The sequence below is a fragment of the Maricaulis maris genome, from assembly GCF_049116555.1.
Classification (GTDB): Bacteria; Pseudomonadota; Alphaproteobacteria; order Caulobacterales; family Maricaulaceae; genus Maricaulis; species Maricaulis maris_C.
On sequence record NZ_JAGDYT010000006.1, the window covers coordinates 360,328 to 378,506 of the forward strand.

At 64.1% G+C, this 18,179-nt stretch carries 16 protein-coding genes; 10 read left to right on the forward strand and 6 right to left on the reverse strand.

Annotated features, from left to right (window positions below):
* Positions 1 to 49: 49 nt before the first annotated feature.
* Positions 50 to 523: a transcription elongation factor GreA gene (gene greA, locus JXQ94_RS09290; RefSeq protein ID WP_421923494.1), complete on the forward strand. Its 474-nt coding sequence runs from the start codon at positions 50 to 52 to the stop codon at positions 521 to 523.
* 65 nt (positions 524 to 588) lie between these two features.
* Here greA and JXQ94_RS09295 read toward each other — a convergent pair whose 3' ends face one another.
* The 3 genes from JXQ94_RS09295 to JXQ94_RS09305 form a co-directional block, all read right to left on the reverse strand.
* A complete protein-coding gene (locus JXQ94_RS09295) occupies positions 589 to 1,758 on the reverse strand; it encodes a saccharopine dehydrogenase family protein (protein WP_421923495.1) in 1,170 nt (389 codons plus the stop codon).
* 155 nt (positions 1,759 to 1,913) lie between these two features.
* Positions 1,914 to 3,875 carry a peptidoglycan DD-metalloendopeptidase family protein gene (locus tag JXQ94_RS09300; RefSeq protein ID WP_421923496.1) on the reverse strand — a complete coding sequence of 654 codons (1,962 nt, stop codon included), beginning with the start codon at positions 3,873 to 3,875 and terminating at the stop codon, positions 1,914 to 1,916.
* A complete protein-coding gene (locus JXQ94_RS09305) occupies positions 3,872 to 4,264 on the reverse strand; it encodes a BlaI/MecI/CopY family transcriptional regulator (protein ID WP_421923497.1) in 393 nt (130 codons plus the stop codon). The genes JXQ94_RS09300 and JXQ94_RS09305 overlap by 4 nt, the downstream gene beginning before the upstream one ends.
* Before the next feature lie 149 nt (positions 4,265 to 4,413).
* Between JXQ94_RS09305 and JXQ94_RS09310 the strand changes: the two genes are divergently transcribed.
* The 5 genes from JXQ94_RS09310 (at position 4,414) to JXQ94_RS09330 (ending at position 9,382) form a co-directional block, all read left to right on the forward strand.
* Positions 4,414 to 5,370: a mitochondrial fission ELM1 family protein gene (locus JXQ94_RS09310; RefSeq protein WP_421923498.1), complete on the forward strand. Its 957-nt coding sequence runs from the start codon at positions 4,414 to 4,416 to the stop codon at positions 5,368 to 5,370.
* Positions 5,367 to 5,846 (forward strand): beta-lactamase hydrolase domain-containing protein, encoded by a 480-nt coding sequence (locus tag JXQ94_RS09315; RefSeq protein WP_421923499.1) that lies wholly within the window; start codon positions 5,367 to 5,369, stop codon positions 5,844 to 5,846. Before JXQ94_RS09310 ends, JXQ94_RS09315 begins: the two co-directional genes overlap by 4 nt.
* 109 nt (positions 5,847 to 5,955) lie before the next feature.
* Positions 5,956 to 6,900, forward strand: coding sequence for a thioredoxin-disulfide reductase (gene trxB, locus JXQ94_RS09320; protein WP_421923500.1), 945 nt, complete (start codon positions 5,956 to 5,958; stop codon positions 6,898 to 6,900).
* A 322-nt stretch (positions 6,901 to 7,222) separates the two neighbouring features.
* Positions 7,223 to 8,419, forward strand: coding sequence for a DUF547 domain-containing protein (locus JXQ94_RS09325; RefSeq protein WP_421923501.1), 1,197 nt, complete (start codon positions 7,223 to 7,225; stop codon positions 8,417 to 8,419).
* Positions 8,420 to 8,488: 69 nt separating this feature from the next.
* On the forward strand, positions 8,489 to 9,382 hold the full coding sequence (locus JXQ94_RS09330; RefSeq protein ID WP_421923502.1) for a LysR family transcriptional regulator: 894 nt from the start codon (positions 8,489 to 8,491) through the stop codon (positions 9,380 to 9,382).
* A gap of 4 nt (positions 9,383 to 9,386) precedes the next feature.
* Here the strand turns inward: JXQ94_RS09330 and JXQ94_RS09335 are convergent, their stop codons facing one another.
* The 3 genes from JXQ94_RS09335 to JXQ94_RS09345 form a co-directional block, all read right to left on the reverse strand.
* Complete coding sequence (locus JXQ94_RS09335; protein WP_421923503.1) at positions 9,387 to 10,787, reverse strand: methyl-accepting chemotaxis protein; 1,401 nt, start codon at positions 10,785 to 10,787, stop codon at positions 9,387 to 9,389.
* 470 nt (positions 10,788 to 11,257) lie between these two features.
* Positions 11,258 to 11,728 carry a Dps family protein gene (locus JXQ94_RS09340; RefSeq protein WP_421923734.1) on the reverse strand — a complete coding sequence of 157 codons (471 nt, stop codon included), beginning with the start codon at positions 11,726 to 11,728 and terminating at the stop codon, positions 11,258 to 11,260.
* A 116-nt stretch (positions 11,729 to 11,844) separates the two neighbouring features.
* Positions 11,845 to 13,050, reverse strand: coding sequence for a pyridoxal phosphate-dependent aminotransferase (locus JXQ94_RS09345; RefSeq protein ID WP_421923504.1), 1,206 nt, complete (start codon positions 13,048 to 13,050; stop codon positions 11,845 to 11,847).
* Between the two features lie 293 nt (positions 13,051 to 13,343).
* Here JXQ94_RS09345 and JXQ94_RS09350 point away from each other — a divergent pair, with 293 nt between their 5' ends.
* The 4 genes from JXQ94_RS09350 to JXQ94_RS09365 all read left to right on the forward strand — a co-directional run bounded on the left by JXQ94_RS09350 (position 13,344) and on the right by JXQ94_RS09365 (position 18,137).
* The gene (locus JXQ94_RS09350) at positions 13,344 to 15,566 is read left to right on the forward strand and encodes a marine proteobacterial sortase target protein (RefSeq protein ID WP_421923505.1); all 2,223 of its coding nucleotides are present in this window, start codon (positions 13,344 to 13,346) and stop codon (positions 15,564 to 15,566) included.
* Positions 15,563 to 16,168, forward strand: coding sequence for a class GN sortase (locus JXQ94_RS09355; protein WP_421923506.1), 606 nt, complete (start codon positions 15,563 to 15,565; stop codon positions 16,166 to 16,168). The genes JXQ94_RS09350 and JXQ94_RS09355 overlap by 4 nt, the downstream gene beginning before the upstream one ends.
* 99 nt (positions 16,169 to 16,267) lie before the next feature.
* A complete protein-coding gene (locus JXQ94_RS09360; RefSeq protein ID WP_421923507.1) occupies positions 16,268 to 17,089 on the forward strand; it encodes a hypothetical protein in 822 nt (273 codons plus the stop codon).
* A gap of 31 nt (positions 17,090 to 17,120) precedes the next feature.
* On the forward strand, positions 17,121 to 18,137 hold the full coding sequence (locus JXQ94_RS09365; protein WP_421923508.1) for a threonine aldolase family protein: 1,017 nt from the start codon (positions 17,121 to 17,123) through the stop codon (positions 18,135 to 18,137).
* Positions 18,138 to 18,179: the final 42 nt, after the last annotated feature.

An 18,179-nucleotide genomic window follows, 5' to 3' on the forward strand; every position in this document is an offset into this window, starting at 1 on the left:
ATAAAGCGGAGGCTAGCCTGTCTCCTCTTTCCCGAAGATAAGTGGTCGCATGAACAAGATCCCGATGACCGTCGCCGGGCAGATTGCCCTCGACGAAGAGCTGAAACGTCTGAAAACCATCGAACGCCCGGCAGTGATCGCGGCGATTTCGGAGGCGCGTGAGCATGGCGATCTTTCCGAGAACGCCGAATACCATGCTGCCAAGGAGCGTCAGGGCTGGATTGAAGGCCGGGTACAGGACCTTGAGGACAAGCTGGCTCGCGCCCAGGTCATCGACATCTCGAAAATGTCCGGTGATACCGTCAAATTCGGCGCGACGGTGACGGTTCTGGACGAGGATACCGAGCAGGAATCCACCTATCAGATCGTCGGCGATGACGAGTCCGATGTGAAGTCCGGCAAGATTTCCATCTCCTCACCGATTGCACGCTCCCTGATCAACAAGGAAGTCGGCGATGTCGCCGAGGTCAACGCACCGGGCGGCCTCAAGAGCTATGAGATCATGTCGGTGACCTGGCAGTAGGCTTTCCAGCTCATGCCAGACACAAAACGGCCGGGGCCCACGCTCCGGCCGTTTTGTTTTGGACCTTACCCCTCGATCGCGAATGTCAGGCCCGCATGCTTTTGCAGGCGGGCAATCAGGGCGTCGCCGAGCGCGGGGGCGGTGGTGTAGACACCACCCGGCGTGGCATCCCGGTCAATATCGAACGCCAGACACAGACCGGCTTCGGCGATCATGCGGGAGGTCGAACCATAGCCGGGATCACGCTGGCCGGAGACACTTGACGTCATCCGTTCACCATCCGTGTTGAGACCAGTGAACATGACGTCGTAAAAACCGGTTTCGCGCTCTTCCTTTGATGGCCCCTCACCCGGCTTGGGGGGATTCTCGGACATCGACTTGTCATTGGCGATCATCTTGGCGAAGCCCTCGCCCTGCTCGCCCGGCCCGGTCAGGAACATCTCGTCATAGGTGAAATCCTTGCCGTAACGATGGTCGAGCAAAGCGTTGGAGCGATGGATATTCTTGGTATTGATGGTCGCCATGATGAAAGGTGCCGACCAGGAATTGAGGTCTTCCTCGAAAACGACCCTGGCGCCTGAGGGCTGCTCCGGGCCATCAAAGCCCGGGACGAGTGAGAAGGGGTCTTTCAGCCAGTCGATGATTTCCGGCTGCTTGGCTGCGCGCTTCATGGTCTCGGCGAAGCTCGCTGCCGTACCGCCCGAGAAGGTGCCCTTCATTTTGCGGACGCGGCCCTTCACACGGCTGATCGGCGCGCCGGTCCTGGCGATGGCGGCCTGTTGCAGGTGATAGACGCCGAGATCGAAAGGAATGGAATCAAAGCCGCAGGAAAGGACAATCCGGGCCCCGCTCTCACGCGCCGGCTTGTCATAGTCCGCAATGATGTCGTGCATCCAGGCCGGCTCACCGCACAGATCGACATAATCCGTGCCCGCTTTCACACAGGCAGCAACGAGCGGTTCGCCAAAAAGCTGATAGGGGCCAACCGTGGTGATCACGGCGCGGGTTTTTGACGCCAGCGCGTCCAGTGAGGCCGGGTCGGAGCTGTCCGCAACAAGGAGCGGCGTATCGGACGGCGCGCCAATCAGGTCGCGCACCTCAGCCAGCTTGGCCTCGGACCGGCCGGCCATGGCCCAACGGATCGCCGCATGCTCTGCAGCGAGATACTCGGCCACCAGACGCCCGGTAAAGCCCGTCGCGCCATACACCACGATATCGAATTCACGTTCTGCCATTGTCATCCCCGACCATTGAAATTCTGACTTGTGTTCTTGATGGCGAGGATAATTGGATGATCAGGGCCATACCCGCAAGTCGAAGCGCCAGTCGCTGACGCAAAAAAGGGGCGACCAACTGGCCACCCCTCTGGAAAGCTGCAGGCAGGATGCGCCTAGCGGAGCCCGGTCAGCCGCGTCGCCGGATCCACACGCTGGCCATTGTGCCGGAGTTCAACATGGACATGCGAACCGGTCGAGGCGCCCGTCGTTCCAACCGTTCCGAGCTGGCTTCCGGCGACAAGCGTGTCGCCGACCTCGACATCGATCTGGTCAAGATGGGCATAAACGCTCTGCCAGCCATCAGCATGCTGGATCACGACCGTATTGCCCCAGCGCGCCGAACCGTTGAAGCCCATCTCGGCGTGGATTACCGCGCCGTCCCGGGGCGCCCAGACCGGCGTCCCGCTTGCAGCCGCGATGTCGGTGCCGCCGTGGAAGACCGGAGCGCCTGCCGGGCGGGAGGGTCGATTGCCGAAGTGCGACGTCACGCGACCCGCGGTGACAGGATGGCTGAAGGCAGGCGATGCCGGCGGCTCGACCCGGCGCAGCGCGCGCGGCGCGTCCGCTGGCTTGGGCTCGCTACCCGCAACGGGTTCGACTGCCGGTGCCGGTGATGCCGTGGGTGCCGGCGGGCTGACATCGGCGCGCGGCGCCGGCTCCGCGGTCGGCTCAACCATCTCCGGGGCGGCCGGGGTCTCAGAAAGCTCAAGCACGAGAAAATTGCCATCCTCGGCGCGCCACTCCGTCTCCACGTCAACGGACAAGCGAACCGTGTTGCCGGCGTCGTCGGTAAAAGCGATTTCGCGCGCTTCAAACTCCCCCTCAGCGAAGAAGGTGAATTCGCCTTCGGTGCCCTCGGGGATGATCATCACATTCTGATCATCGCCGCCGAATGCCAGTTCCAGATTGCCGTCCTCACCCGGCTCGACCTCATCGAAGATAATCGTGCGACCATCCTCGGTCCGGAAGACCATCCGGGCCTCCACATCATCAAGCTCATGCAGCGCGTGGTCGCCGTCGGCATTGGCGTCGCCATTCGGTGCGGCGTGGAAGCGGACAACCTGGTTGTCGCCCGGACTGTTGAGGTCGACCGCCAGCTGGGTGCGATCTGTCAGGGCCGCCTGGGCGCAGGCGACGGGCAGGACTGACACGCCGGCCAGCATCACGGCCAGAAGGCGGGGGGACGGACGGGCCGAACGGCCTGAAAGGATGGCTTTGATACGCATTTCTCGATGTCTCCTGTCATCGGGACCGAAGGCCGACACCAGCTGGGCCGGGCTCCGCATCATGGTGATCAGCGTCGCCGCATAGGGCTTCCGCTCTGCGCCCCCCAGCGCTTCCAGACTTTCCGCGTCACAATCAATCTCGCGGGCTTCATGCAATTCACGCTCGATCCGGCGCAACGGCCAGTGGAACCAGAGCGCCACCATCAGGGCCGCCCCGAGCAGCCGGTCCTGCTCATCGCCGCGGCGATGGTGAACCAGTTCATGGGTCAGCGCGTAGCGGCTGGCTGCCGTATCATCAAGCAGGGCGGGATCGGCGAGTATGACCGGCGACCACCCCGTCAGGATGGGCGATGCCAATCCGTCACGCAGGCGAAAATCCGGCGTCTCGACCCCGACTCTCGACGCGAGAATGGACAGATAATCCTGGGCCATGTCCGGCGCTGGCCGGCTGCCGGCAAGGAGGGCCGTGCGTCGCAGATGACGCAAGGCGGCACCGCCGATCGCGAGCGCCAGGCCGAAACCATAGAGCGCGATGAGCGCCAACGCCCAGTCAATGCCCATCAGGGCTTCCAACCAATCAAAGCCGGTCTCGGCTGCCGGCAGGGCCGGCCCGACCAGCGCCGGGCCATCAGGCAAAGGCGCATGCATGGCCACAATGGTGGTTTCCGGAATGCAATAAATGATCGGTGCCAGGGCCAGCGGGGCCAGGGCTGCCCAGCGGGCCGCACGCCACAGGCCGGTTCCTGTCCGGCCCCGGGCCGTCTGCCATGACGCGAAACCCAGTGCCAGGAGCCCCGACAACAGCGACAGGCCGGCGCCGACGAAAAGCGCTTCCATCAATCCGGTCATGAGCGATCTCCTGCCTCACCGTCACCGCTGGTTTCCAGCAAGCGGGTCAGGGCCTCGGCCTCCTCGTCGGAAAACAGGCGGCTATTGGCGAAGGTCGTGGCCGGCAACGGACCCTCCATATCGAGGACATTGGCGGCGAAGTCCCGGATCAGGCGCCCCATCAGGGTGACCTTCTCGACCCGGGCGTTGAAGACGGACAGGCCATGCACGTCCTGGCGCTCGACCAGACCCTTCTCCGTCATCCGCGCCAGCAAGGTGCGCGTCGTTGAATAGGACCAGCCGGTTGGCCCGGCGATACGGTCCTGGACCTCCCGCGCGGATTGCGGACCTGCAGTCCACAAATGCTTGAGAATGGCCAGTTCAGCCTGGGATGGAGCGGTGGCGGTCATGCTCTGTCTTCCTGCTCTGTCTTCCTGCTCTGGCGCCAAGCCTCGCCGACTTGTGCGCTACACTTGTCACATGATGTGACACGCGTAACACCGAGTGTCAAGCGCGTGCACGCTTGACGCTGGAAGAGGGGCGCATTCTAAGTGGGGGAATGAGTGTTGACGCAAATACAGGCACGACCATCTGGGTCGTCTCCGACGGTCGCCGCGGCATCGAGAACCAGGCGCTTGGCCTGGCAGAGGCGCTTGAGCCCCGTCTCGATGGCCCGGTGCAAATCGAGCGGGTCGTCGTGCGCAAGGATGGCTTCGTCACCCTGCCTGCCAATTCGACGCCGGACATCTGGATCGGCTGTGGCCGGGCCGCCATTCCGCTGGCCGGTCGTCAGCGGCGCATTTTCCCGGACTGTTTCTTCGTCTATGTGCAGGATCCGCGGTCCCGTCACAGCGATTTCGACCTCATCGTCGCACCCCGCCATGACCGGCTGGCGGGCGCCAATGTCATTCCCATGATCGGCTCGCCCAACCGGGTGACAGGCGCCACACTGAGCCACGGGCAAGCCGGTTTCACCCGGCAGATCGAGGCGCTCCCCTCGCCGCGCGCCACGGTCCTGATCGGAGGCGATTCAAAGCGCTTCAAGCTCGATACGCCTGCCGCAGACTATCTGGAAGCCCGCCTGGACGCCCTGCACGCTCAGGACCTTTCCTTGATGATCACGGTGTCCCGCCGCACGCCCGAACCTGTCCGTGACCGTTTCCGGCGGCATTTCGCAAATCGGGACCGGATCTGGTATTTTGACGGTGAGGGCCCCAATCCCTATTTCGCCTTCCTGGCCGCCGCCGACTGGATATTCGTGACCGAGGAATCCACCAACATGCTGGTCGAAGCCTGCGCCACGGGTGCACCGGTCTATGTCCTGCCGTTGAGCGGCACGCCGGGCAAGTTTGCGCGGCTTCATGCCGATCTTGAAGCTCATGGCGCGGTACGCCCCTATCTCGGCGCGTGCGACCGCTGGCACTATGAGCCGCTGCAGGAAACGCAGCGCGTCGCGGAACAGCTCCTCGCGCGTTACCGTCGCGAGCAATCCTTTTCGACTGGCAAGGCCGCATGATGACCTTGCTCGTCGCCTTTCTCAGTCTCTTGGGAGTGACCATGACCCTTCAGGATGATGGCGCCATCGTAGCGCGCCATGACACGGTCTGGCTGGCCAGCCAGCCAAGCGAAGCCGACCTTGATGCCTGGGCGGCGTCGGGTGCCCGGATGGTGATCAATTCGCGAACACCGGAGGAAACGGCCAGCCTGCCCTTTGACCTGTCCGCAGCGGTAGAAGCGCGTGGCATGCGTTATGTCGAAATGCCGATTGGCGGCGCACATGGCGCAGATCCGGCGCTGACCACGCAACTCGCGGCCCTGTTGGCGGAAAGCGACGGCCCGGTTGTGATGCATTGTCGCTCCGGGACGCGCTCGGCCCATCTGTATGCAGCCCATCTGATCGCCACCGATCAGGCAGGAGACGACCCGTTTGACACCATGAACTGGCCCGGCGGCCGGGACCGGGGAATGGTGCGCGCGCTCACGCCCCAATAGGCAGATCAGGCGCGCTGCATTGGTGGGCAGGCAATTGCCGCCCGAGCGCCTATATAGAAGGCCAATCCCGACTCGGGGCCCTGCCCCTGCCAGACTTTGAGGTTCGACCATGTCCGAGACGCGTCACTCGCGCCTGATCATTATTGGTTCCGGCGCTGCCGGTTATACCGCCGCCATCTACGCCGCTCGCGCCATGCTTGAGCCGACCCTGATTGCCGGGCTCCAGCCGGGCGGTCAGCTGACCATCACCACCGATGTCGAGAATTATCCCGGCTTCGCGGATGTCATTCAGGGCCCCTGGCTGATGGACCAGATGCGCGAGCAGGCCGAGAAGGTGGGGACGGACATGGTGTCCGACATCATCGTCGAAGCGGACCTGACCTCACGCCCCTTCGTCCTCAAGGGCGATAGCGGCACGGTCTATACCGCCGACAGCGTGATCATCGCCACTGGCGCCCAGGCCAAATGGCTGGGCCTCGAGAGCGAACAGAAATTCCAGGGCTTCGGCGTTTCCGCCTGCGCAACCTGCGACGGCTTCTTCTACCGCGGCAAGGAAGTCGTGGTTGTCGGCGGCGGCAATACCGCCGTCGAGGAAGCGCTGTTCCTGACCAATTTTGCCTCCAAGGTCACTCTGGTTCACCGTCGCGATACGCTGCGGGCCGAGAAGGTCATGCAGGACCGCCTGTTCAAACATGAGAAGATCGAGATCGTCTGGGACAGCGAAGTCGAAGAAGTGCTGGGTGACAGCGACCCGGCTGGCGTGACCGCTGTGCGAATCAAGAATGTGAAGACGGGCGTCACCACGGACATTCCGGCCCATGGCTTCTTTGTGGCCATCGGCCACGCCCCGGCGACCGAGCTCTTCATCGACCAGCTCGAAACCAAGGACGGCGGATATCTGGTCGTCGAGCCGGGCACACCCAAGACCTCAATCCCCGGCGTCTTCGCCGCCGGCGACGTCACCGATGATGTCTATCGGCAGGCCGTGACGGCGGCCGGCATGGGCTGTATGGCCGCGCTGGACGCGGAACGTTTCCTGGCCGCCCAGGACTAGACTTCCCGCCCGCAAGGCTGAGCGCCGGGCAGGAACCTGCCGTCGGCTCGAGCCGGCTATCCGGAAGGGGTTCGGAGCCAAGACCGGCCCGGACGCCCGGCGGCTCGATCGCCTTGCCCCTCCCGGACCTGCCCTGGCCCGGTGTCTCGAATATTGACCGGTCCGGTCCGGCTGGCGTCATGCGGGGCTTGCTGACCGGGTCCGGGCATCGTGAAGACGTGGAATTTATTTAACGCCAGTCCCCCTTGCCTTGACGCTCGCCCCCGCTAGTTTCGCGTCCGATCACGCGCCAAAGGGCGCAGGCTGTGAGTGGAGCTTTCCCATGCGTCGTTACTTCCTTGCCGGCATCGCCCTGATTGCCATTGCGTCGATCCCGGCGAGCCACGCCCAGTCACAGCCCATGGCCGATTTCTCGGTCTTCGCCGAAGCCAATGACAACTCCAACATGGTGATCGATCACGAGGGTTGGTCTGTCATCCTGCGGGGCATAGTGCTCAATGTGCCTCCGATGGACCGCGAACCCGAGCGGACCCGCCCGATCCAGACCGGAACCCGTATCAATACGGCGAATACGACGCGCTATCGCCATGAGGGCAACCGGGTCGTCTATCACGTGCTGAATGATGAATACCGGGAAGCCATTACCTTCCAGCGCGAAGATCTTGAAGCACTTCCGGACCAGATTGGCGGCCTGTCGCGCCTGAGCAGCAACGAGCAGCTGGCCTATTGGTTCAACCTCTACAACGTCACGATCATCGAGCAGACCATGCTCAATTATCCGGTGCGCTGGATCAATAATATGGAAGCGCATGGTTCGGACGAGAATGTCTTCGACGCCAAGATTCTGGAAGTCGAAGGCCAGCGCCTGAGCCTGAATGATATCCGCCACAACATCGTCTATGCGAACTGGGACGATCCGCGCGTCATGTACGGTTTCTTCAACGGATCTGTCGGCAGCCCGGAACTGCGCCGCTCGGCCTATACAGGCGCCGGTGTCTGGGGTCAGCTTGACCGGACCGCCGTCGAATTCGTCAACGCGCTGCGGGGCGTGGAAGTCAATGAGCGCGAACTCCGCGTCTCCGTGGCTTATGATGAGGCCCGTGTCCTGTTCCCGGATTTCGAGACGGACCTGCGCGCCCACCTCGCTCGCTATGCCAATGAAGAGACGGCGGAACAGCTGCATGCGGATCGCCCCGTCTCAGCCCGTGTTTCCGACTGGCAGGTCGCCGACATGATCAATGGCTCGCGCCGCTGCACCGGTGTGGCCGGCCCGTCGACGATGACATCATTTGCCTTCGGCAATGCCGAACAGACGCAGCAAACAGGCGTGGTCGCCAATTGCGCGACAATGCCGACCAATGCCGCCATCCTGATGACCGCTGTCCAGAACCGCCGCATCGAACTCTTCCGCGAGGGTCGCTATGGCGAGGTCTACACGGTCGACCTGCCGACCATCGACACCACCGAGCCAGCTGCGGATGCGGCACCCGAGACGGACGACGACAGCGGGACGGAGTAGCAGGGTCGCGATTCGTCCCGTTCCCGTTAGACTGCCCCAAATCGAATCCGTACGGGGAGATGAGCGGGCATGGACTGGGACAAGCTGAAAACCTTTCACGCCGCGGCGCAGGCGGGGTCCTTGACCAAGGCCGCGGAGATGCTGGGATTGTCGCAATCCGCCGTGAGCCGGCAGATTGCCGCACTTGAAGATGATCTCGGCGTCACCCTCTTTCATCGCCACGCCCGCGGGCTGATTCCCACCGAGCCGGGCAATCTCCTCTACGGAGCCGCTCATGAGATCGCGTCCAAGGTCGCGATCGCGGAGGCGCATGTTCATGATGCCCGCGATGAACCGTCAGGCGAGCTGAAAGTCACGGCGCCCACGGCGCTCGGAGCGATCTGGCTCGCCCCGCGCCTCGCCGAGTTCAACGATGAATACCCCAATATCCGCATCCGCCTGATGCTGGACGATCACGAGCTTGACCTCGCCGGGCTGGAAGCCGAGGTCGGGATCCGGCCCTGGCCTTCGACCCAGAATGATCTGGTGCAACGCAAACTGCTCTCTGTGCGCCAGCACCTCTATGCCAGTCACGACTACATTGAGCGCAAGGGCTCCCCGGCCTCCGTGGAGGCGCTCGATGATCACGCCATCATCTACTACGGGCCACCACAATTGGCACCGATCCCCGGGCTCGATTGGGCGGCGAAGGCCGGTCGTGAGGACGGTGCAGCGCCACGCCCGGCCGTGATCGAGGTCAATACGATCTACGGGGTGATGAAAGCGGTGGAAGCCGGCATGGGGATTGCTGCCCTGCCCGACTATGTCGCCCGCGAAAACCAGAAGCTCAGCCGCGTTCTGCCAGAGGTGGATGGCCCGGATTTCGAGGTCTATTTCGTCTATCCGAGCGAGCTGCGCGGATCGCGCCGGATCGTCGCCTTCCGCGACTTCCTCATCGAACAGGCCCGCCGCTGGCAGAGCTGACGCATCAGCCTTGGCTATTGAGCTCCGCGATCAACTGATCGAGCAGTTTCACAACCTGCACCGACTCGGATTCGAGGCGGTCAACGGCCGCTTCCGCGCCGGCCTTGTCACCGAGCGCGAAACAGCGAGCAGCTTCGCGCCCTGCCTCGTGAACACGGGCATGGGGCGGTTCGAGCGCCTTGAACGAGGCCCGGTTGCGCATCTCCGGATCCTCGACCTGATCATACCATTTTCCAAGGCGGCAAAGGTGGTGATCAACCAGCGTGTCTTCCGACACATCCCGGCGCCCCACCAGCATTTCGGACAAATGTTTCTTCCACAGGAAGTGGTCGGATTTGGCGCGGTAGAGCACGTAATTCCGGATGTCGCGTTGGTCGAGGTCGACAAAGGATTCCTCCACCAGCGCTTCTGACCGGGCGACGGAATCAATGACCTGCTCGGCCCGGTCCCGCGCGCGTCGGGCATTGCCGGCAACCCCGGCGACGCCACCCGACAACTCGCTCGTGGCGGCTTGCTGTTCCTTCATCAGGCGCGCGATCTCGGCGACCAGCTGCTCGCCCTCATTCACGAAGGACACGCCGCTGCGAACCCGGGAATGGGCACTGCGCGACGCGGTCATGCCCGAAGAAATCGCCGCCGCCGCAGTTTCCACAGCCTCGGTGATGCCAAGCACCTCGCCCTGCAAATTCTCGATCCGGCGCCGGATGTCGCCGGTCGCTTTCTCGGTCTGCTCGGAAAGCGCTTTCACCTCCTGGGCAACGACCGAAAATCCACGACCTGCCTCGCCGGCCCGGGCGGCTTCAATCGTGGCGTTGAGTGCGAGAAGATTTGTCTGTCCGGCGATCGCCGCGATCGTATCAACGATCTCCGTGATCTGGCCTGAGGCCGCTTCGAGTGCGCCAACCCGGGTCTCGATACCGCTATAGCTGTCATCGATCGATTTCATCTCGGCCGCCGTGCGATCGACTTCCGAGAGGCCTTCATCCGTCGCGCGCACACATTCCGACAGTTTTGCGTTCGCGCCGTCCGCATGGAGCGTAATCTGCTGAATGGAGGCGTCCAGCTGTTCGATCGCCGCCGCCATCGCCTGGCTGCGGTCATCCACTTCGCGGATTTCACCGGTCGCGCGCGAAACTGCCGCCATTGCGTCACTCGCCTGCATGGAAAACCCGGTCGCCCGCGCCAGCTCCGCCCGGTCACGATGCTCCGCCTGATCCGCCAGGCGCGCCAAGGCCCGTCTGACCGGGTCGGGGAGGTGGTCCGGAATATCGCCACCATCGGCAACCTGCTCAATCGCCGCCACAATTGCACTCACAGGGTCCGCGCCGCCCTTGTCGGCCTGGGCGTGGGGCACGCCATGGCGGTGACCTGCCTTGGTTTTTTCGCGGGCAAAGGCAGCTAGCATTCGGCTCTCCGAGGTAAATTTCGGCGGCGAGTTTCCGAATGCTTGGTTAACAAGAGACTTCCGCCCACCGAAGAGACCAGAGAGCCGCAGAGCAATTGTGGCGACAATGCAGCAATGCATGGCGAAAACCGGTATGCCGTCGCAATTATGCATATCTGACATGCCGCCATGGCTCTTCTGCCAAGCGGCATAATCGCCGATACACACACCCGACGCGGCGACCAAGCCGCTCCTCAGATCTCCCCATCTGAGTTTTGTGCGCCCCTCCTCCCCATTCGGGCGCGCAACATCGCGCCGGGTCCCTCTCCTCCCCTATAGGACCCGGCGCCATCTCTTTCGGGCTTCCCCAAGCCCGCTTCACAATACCTGCCCCGGCTCTCCCCAGAGCCGGGGCATTTTTTTGCCTGTGCCGCAAACAAAAGCCCCGGTGCCAGGCACCGGGGCTCTCGTCAACGAACCGATCATGCAGATCAGCCGATAGTGGACCGCAACATCCAGGCAGATTTCTCGTGCTCGGTCAGGCGCGGCGTCAACACATCCGCCGTCGCCTCATCACCGTGCTCGGCGGCCAGCTCGAGGGCCTTGCGGATTGTGGCGACAACTGTCTCATGTCCCTTCAGCAGGTCCCGCAACATGTCATTGGCGTCCTTGGCTTCACCACCGGACTTGATGGCGGCCGCACCAGACATTTCGTCATAGGAGCGCGGGGCGAGGACATCGAGGGCGCGGATTCGCTCGGCAATCATGTCGGTTGCCATCCAGAGCTCGTTATACTGCGTCTCGAACAGGGCGTGCAGGTCGTGGAAGCGCGGCCCCGTGACATTCCAGTGATAGACGTGCGTCTTGAAGTAGAGCGCATACGTGTCTGCCAGGACGGCGGTCACAGCGCTGGCCATGGCTTCACGTTGCGTGTCGGACAGACCCATATTGATGCTCATCACAGTCTCCTTATTGGCATTGGCTTGCGGCATCGCCGCGGCGTCCTGCAAGAGATAGACACCCCAATCCCATAATTCAAATCAGGATTAATTGGCTTTGGTATCGATGATGTCTATGGCTAGCGCAACGCTGCACAGAAACGGCGAATCCGCATTCCCGCTTCCGTCAGGGCTTCATCCGAGGTGGCGTAGGAGATGCGAAAGCCCGGCTCGAGCCCGAAGGCTACGCCCGGCACGGCCGCAACAGCCTCGGCCTCCAGCAGGGCCGCACAGAAATCCGTGTCGGTCTCGATCACGCGGCCGTCCGGTGCCGTCTTGCCGATCGTGCCGGAACAGTCCGCGAAGACATAGAAAGCCCCTTCCGGTGTCGGCGCGACGAGCCCCTCTGCAGCATTGATATCGGCCAGCACCAGGTCCCGGCGACGCAGGAAAGCCGCATTGCGCGCGGCCAGGAAATCATGATTGCCATTGAGCGCCTCGACCGACGCCCATTGCGAGATCGAACAGGGATTGGACGTGGTCTGAGAGGCGACCTTGCCCATCTCCTTGATCAAGGCGGCCGGCCCGCCGGCATAGCCGATCCGCCACCCGGTCATGGCATAGGCCTTGGACACACCATTCATGGTCAGCGTGCGGTCATAGAGTTTCGGTTCGACCTCGGCGATGGTCGCGAACTCAAAGCCTTCATAGACGATGTGCTCATACATATCGTCGGTCATCACCCAGACATGCGGATGCGCCAGCAGCACATCGGCCAGGGCCCGCAGCTCGTCCCGGGTATAGCCCATACCTGTCGGATTGGACGGTGAGTTGAGGATGAGCCAGCGCGTTTTTGGTGTGATCGCGGCCGCCAATTGATCGGGGCTGATCTTGAACCGGTTCTCGATCCCGGCCTTCACGGTCACCGGCGTTCCGCCGACCAGATTGACCATCTCCGGATAGCTCACCCAGTAGGGCGCCGGAATAATGACTTCATCACCCTCATTCAGGCTTGCCAGCAAGGCATTGTAGATGACCGGCTTGCCGCCGGTGGAGACATGGATCTGGTTGGCCTGGTATTCGAGATTATTGTCACGCCGGAACTTCTTGATGATCGCATCCTTGAGTTCCGGAATACCATCCACATTGGTGTATTTCGTCTCACCGCGACGGATCGCGGCGATCGCCGCATCCTTGATGTGATCAGGTGTGTCGAAATCCGGCTCGCCGGCGCCGAGCGAAATGACATCAATGCCCTTCGCCTTGAGCTCTCGCGCCTTCTGGGTGACGGCAAGCGTGGCGGAAGGTTTCACGCGCTGAAGCGCGGAGGACGGTGTAAAGGTCATGATGATGTCCCGGTAGAGCTCGGCTGGAAGCAAAAAGCCTAGTCCCGCTCGGCGCGCGCGCCAATCCCCCAGCTATGCAAGATCGCCCTGCCGCGCAGGCAATTCTGCATGACACGGGCCGGGTCCGACCGGTCCGACCCGCCCAGACATGGCCGCAATTTTCCCCGCAATCGCCGCATTACCGCCCTGTCACCTTCGTGATCCGGGATCAGCGTGACCTCGGACAGGGAAGCCGGTCGCTCCGCAAACGCCCTCGCAGAACGGAGCGGCCGGCACATATCGGGGAGGTTCGCATGGCGGCCGCACGCACACACGCAACAGTCGGGTCACAGGCCTGGTTCGGACTAACCCTTGCTCTCGCGGCGCTCGCCGCCGCCCTGCTGTTGTGGTCCGAGGCCGCCGCCGACGACGCCCCCCATGACGGCCTCGAACTCGTCCGCCTCTCCGAGATCAATGAGGGCGCTCTGCTGATCCGGACGGTCGAACCCGGCCAGTACCTGCCGGCGCCAATGGTCGCAACCGAGCTGGATTTCACGATCAACGGCCCGGTCATCCGCGCGACGGTCACCCAGCGTTTCGAAAACCCGACTGACGCCTGGGTCGAGGCCACCTACGTCTTCCCCATGCCCGAGGACAGTGGCGTCGACCGGCTGCGCATGCAGGTCGGGGATCGTTTCATCGAAGGCGAGATCCAGGAGCGCCAGCAAGCCCGGCGCACCTATGAAACCGCGCGCCGCAATGGCCAGCGTGCCAGCCTGGTCGAGCAGGAACGCCCCAACATGTTCACCACCTCGGTCGCCAATATCGGCCCCGGCGAGACCATCATCATCCAGATTGAATACCAGGACGTGGCGCGCTTCGCCGATGGCCGCTTCCAATTCCGCCAGCCCCTTGGCCTGACACCACGCTATGTCCCGCAGGGAAGCGACGATCAACTGGCCGCCACCGGCGCGCGCAGCGGTCACCCCGTGCCGGACGCACACCGCATCACCCCGCCCCTGCTCCACCCCTCCGCCGAGCCGACCGACCAGCTACGCCTGCCAGTCGCCATCACGGCTCGCCTGGATGCCGGTTTCGCCCTGGGCGAGATCGCCAGCCTCTATCACGCCACCCTGGTCGAGCGCCGGGCCGATGGCACAGCGCATATCACGCTCGCGGACGGCCCTGTTCCGGCCAATCGGGACTTCGTGCTGACCTGGCGGCCGGTTGACCCCGACACGCCCAGCGCGGCCCTCTTTGTCGAGGAATGGGAAGGCGAGACCTATCTCCTGGCCCAGGTCCTGCCACCGGCCGAGATGGGCGCAGACACACCGCGCCGGGCTCGGGAGACGATTTTCGTGATCGATAATTCCGGCTCGATGGCCGGCGCGTCGATGCGCCAGGCCCGCGCCGCGCTGATCACGGCCCTGCAGCGCCTGGAGCCGGAAGACCGCTTCAATGTCATCCGCTTCGACAACACGATGGAACAGGTCTTCCCCACCGCTGTTGACGCGACACCGCAAGCCGTCGCGCGCGCCCTCGCCTTCACCCGCCGGCTGGATGCGGATGGCGGCACGGTCATGCTGCCCGCGCTCAACGCCGCGCTGCGCGATACCAATCCGCAAGACGCGGCGCGCGTTCGCCAGGTGGTTTTCCTGACCGATGGCGCGATCGGCAATGAGGCCGAGCTCTTCGCGGCCATCGAGCGCAATCTGGGCCGCTCGCGCCTCTTTCCGGTCGGAATAGGGTCCGCCCCCAACACGTATTTCATGAACCGCGCGGCCCGCCTGGGACGCGGCACCTTTACCGGGATTGGCCAGGTCAGCGAAGTCGAGGAACGGATGGACGCGCTCTTCACCGCGCTCGAACGCCCGGTCATGACCAATCTTGATGCCCTCTTCCCGGAGGGCGCGCTCAGCGAGATCTGGCCGGCGCCCCTGCCCGACCTCTATCACGGCGAACCGGTCACCCTGACCGCGCGCCTCTCCGGCAGGGACGGCGTCATGATCATCGAGGGCGAGATGGCCGACGAGGCCTGGCGCGAGACCTTGTCGCTCACCGAGGCCCGGCCGGGTCGCGGCATTGCCGCCCTGTTTGCCCGCAACCGGATTCGCGCCCTCGAGGAAGCCCGCTTTCAAGGTGCCCGCCAGGTTGATATCGACGCCGCCATTCTGGAAACCGCGCTCGATTTCGACCTGGTCTCGCGCCTGACCAGCCTGGTCGCGGTCGACGTCACACCGGCCCGTCCGGACGGAACCCCGCTCGCCTCGCGCGATGTCCCGGCCATGCCTCCGGACGGATGGGACTTCGGCCGCGTTCGCGAAAGCGAAGCCGCGCCGGTTCAGCGGGCCGACATCGCAGCCAACCACCTGGCCTTCCGCTCAGCCCCGGCCTCCGGCGGGCAGGCCGCGGCCAGCAATGGCCTGGCCCTGCCGGCAACCGCGACGCCTCGTGAACTTCTGATGGGGCTGGGCGGGTTGCTCATGCTCTTCGCCCTGATCTGGCTGATGACCCGGCGTGAGGAACGCCTGTGGTGATCGCCTTGCCCCGCCAGTTTTCCCGCTTTCGCCTTCCGGGCCCGCGCCTTGTCGCGCTGGGCCTCATGGCCACCGGCCTCGTCCTGTTTGCGCAGGGCGCCTGGCTGGGGGTGAAGGCCGATATTGCGCAGGTCCTCCTCGCACAGTCCTGGACCCGCGCAATCGACGGGGAGTCCGCGTCCACACCATGGCCCTGGGCCGATTTTCGGCCCGTGGCGCGGCTCTCCGTCCCGTCTCTTGGCGAACACGCCATCATCCTCTCCGACGGCGGCGGCGAAGCGCTGGCTTTCGGACCGGCCCTGCTCGACGCCTCTGCGCGACCGGGCGAGCCGGGGGTCAGTGTCATCGCCGCGCATCGGGACACGCATTTTGCCTTTCTCGAAGCGGTTCGACCCGGCGACCTGATTGTCCTGGAACAGGCCGGTGAAGCGCCCCTGCGCTATCGCGTCACCGGAATGGATGTGGTGGACGCCGAACGGTCCGGGATCGAACCGGGCATCGGCCCGACCCGGCTCGCCCTGGTAACCTGCTGGCCATTCGACAGTCTGGTGCCCGGCCCTGATCGCTATGTCGTCTGGGCCGAGCCGGCCGCGCGGCTCTGAGCGGACGCTTTCTCACACCACCGTCTGGTCACGCATCGCGCACTGGTCTAAGCAGGTCGGGTGACGGCGGGGGCCGAGTGAGAGGAACGATCGGGCGTGGTGTTTTTGACGCCCCTTTCCGAAGCCTTGCGTCGCCGTCTGACCGCCGGCGCGACGGCGGTTGCCATCAACGCACTGATCGTCAGCGGCCTCCTCTTCATGCCGCGGCCCGACACGGTGCATCCCGATCCCGACATACTCGACGTGATCTTCGTCTCGGAAATGTCCATCGAGCCGGATCCCCTTCCTGAGCCCATCCCTGAACCTGAAACTGAACCTGAAGCTGAGCCGGAGCCAGTCGCTGAGCCGGAGCCTGAGCTGATCCCCGAGGCTGAGCCTGCCCCGCCCCCGGAACCGGAAGCGGCGATCGAAGATGCGCCAGACCCTGCAACACAGATTGCGGCGGCGCCGTCAGCGACACCGCCACCCGACGCAGACCCGCCCGCCGGTGACAGGCCAATTCCTGCCGGCGGCGTTGAAGCGCCGAACATCCTCAGCGATACCAATCCGTTCAACGACACGCGGACGGCCCTGCCCTTCCCCGGCGGCAATGGCAGCACCGAATACGCAGTGCGCTCGATCTTTTGCCTTTCGACCTCCAATGCCAATCGCGAAGCGCTCGCCTGCCCCCTGTCCGACGGCAGTGAGGGTCTGCCCATGCTGCAGTTCGCGAGTGAGGAGAATATCGCCCGCGGCCAGGCTGCCATGGCGCAGATGACGGCGGACCAGATCCAGGCCCTTTTTGCCCGAAACGGCTTTCCCGGGCGCGACCTGGGCGGCCAGTCGACGCTGGCCGATCCGTCTTCGCGACCGACCTCTTCGGCCGACCAGATGCGCGATACCCTGCCCCCGCTTGTCCCCGACCCCGCCTTCGGCGATTGACGCGGCCCGCCTTGATCTGTCCATTGCAGTCATGAATTTCCTTTCCGACACCACTGCCCCCGCCCATCCGGATCTGATCGACGCCCTCGCGGCAGCGAACCGGGACTTTGCCCCGTCCTATGGAGCCGATCCGATTTCGGCCCGGGTTGAGGCGCGGTTGAAGGCGATTTTCGAAACCGATCTGAAAGTCCTGTTTGCGGTTTCGGGCACGGCTTCGAACGCACTGGCTCTGTCCGTGCTGTGCCCGCCTCATGGCGCGATCCTCTGCCATGACGAGGCGCATATTCATCGTGACGAGCGCGGCGCGCCCGAATTCTTCACCGGTGGCGGAAAGCTGATCCCGCTCACGGGCGATCATGCCAGGATCAGCCTGGGCGCGCTTGACCAGGCGCTCGGAGAAATCCCCGAAGGCTTTGTCCATACCAGCCCGGTTCGGGTTCTCTCCCTGTCCAATCTGAGTGAGAGCGGGACCGCCTACACACCGTCCGACGTTAACGAGCGCGCCCGCCGGGTAAAGGCGCGCCCGGCCTTTGTGCACATGGATGGCGCCCGCTTCGCCAATGCCCTCGTCACGCTCGGCTGCAGCCCGGCCGAGCTGACCTGGAAGGCCGGCGTCGACGCGCTCTGTTTCGGCGCCACCAAGAATGGCGCCCTGGGTGCCGAAGCCGTTATCCTTTTTCCCTCGGTGATGGGCCGGTTCGAGGAACTCCAGGCCCGTCAGAAGCGGGCCGGCCACATGGCGCCGAAAATGCGCTTCATGGCAGCCCAGTTCGAAGCCTGGCTGAAGAATGATCTCTGGCTTGACCTTGCCCGAACGGCGAATGCGCGCGCCCGGGCCCTGGCGGATGGCTTGGCGAGCAAGGAGGGCGCGGATGTCCTGCACCCGGTCGATGGCAATGAGATCTTCGTCCGGCTGTCAGAGCCGCGTGCCGCGCAGCTCCGCGAGGCTGGCGCCCAGTTCTACCAATGGCCGGACGGATCGGCGCGCTTCGTGACGAGCTGGTGCACGACCGAGACCGAGATCAGCGACGCCCTCGACGCGCTCTGACAGGGTCGCGACCCACAGCTTGAAGATGCGGAACAAAACGTG

What these genes read in the sequence shown, in the direction of transcription:
- JXQ94_RS09315 (WP_421923499.1), top strand. Translation starts at nt 5,367, where the DNA reads ATGATGACCTTGCTCGTCGCCTTTCTCAGTCTCTTGGGAGTGACCATG.
- JXQ94_RS09300 (WP_421923496.1), bottom strand. Translation starts at nt 3,875, where the DNA reads ATGACCGGATTGATGGAAGCGCTTTTCGTCGGCGCCGGCCTGTCGCTG.
- JXQ94_RS09345 (WP_421923504.1), bottom strand. Translation starts at nt 13,050, where the DNA reads ATGACCTTTACACCGTCCTCCGCGCTTCAGCGCGTGAAACCTTCCGCC.
- greA (WP_421923494.1), top strand. Translation starts at nt 50, where the DNA reads ATGAACAAGATCCCGATGACCGTCGCCGGGCAGATTGCCCTCGACGAA.
- JXQ94_RS09365 (WP_421923508.1), top strand. Translation starts at nt 17,121, where the DNA reads ATGAATTTCCTTTCCGACACCACTGCCCCCGCCCATCCGGATCTGATC.
- JXQ94_RS09335 (WP_421923503.1), bottom strand. Translation starts at nt 10,787, where the DNA reads ATGCTAGCTGCCTTTGCCCGCGAAAAAACCAAGGCAGGTCACCGCCAT.
- JXQ94_RS09350 (WP_421923505.1), top strand. Translation starts at nt 13,344, where the DNA reads ATGGCGGCCGCACGCACACACGCAACAGTCGGGTCACAGGCCTGGTTC.
- JXQ94_RS09295 (WP_421923495.1), bottom strand. Translation starts at nt 1,758, where the DNA reads ATGGCAGAACGTGAATTCGATATCGTGGTGTATGGCGCGACGGGCTTT.
- JXQ94_RS09310 (WP_421923498.1), top strand. Translation starts at nt 4,414, where the DNA reads ATGAGTGTTGACGCAAATACAGGCACGACCATCTGGGTCGTCTCCGAC.
- trxB (WP_421923500.1), top strand. Translation starts at nt 5,956, where the DNA reads ATGTCCGAGACGCGTCACTCGCGCCTGATCATTATTGGTTCCGGCGCT.
- JXQ94_RS09330 (WP_421923502.1), top strand. Translation starts at nt 8,489, where the DNA reads ATGGACTGGGACAAGCTGAAAACCTTTCACGCCGCGGCGCAGGCGGGG.
- JXQ94_RS09305 (WP_421923497.1), bottom strand. Translation starts at nt 4,264, where the DNA reads ATGACCGCCACCGCTCCATCCCAGGCTGAACTGGCCATTCTCAAGCAT.
- JXQ94_RS09325 (WP_421923501.1), top strand. Translation starts at nt 7,223, where the DNA reads ATGCGTCGTTACTTCCTTGCCGGCATCGCCCTGATTGCCATTGCGTCG.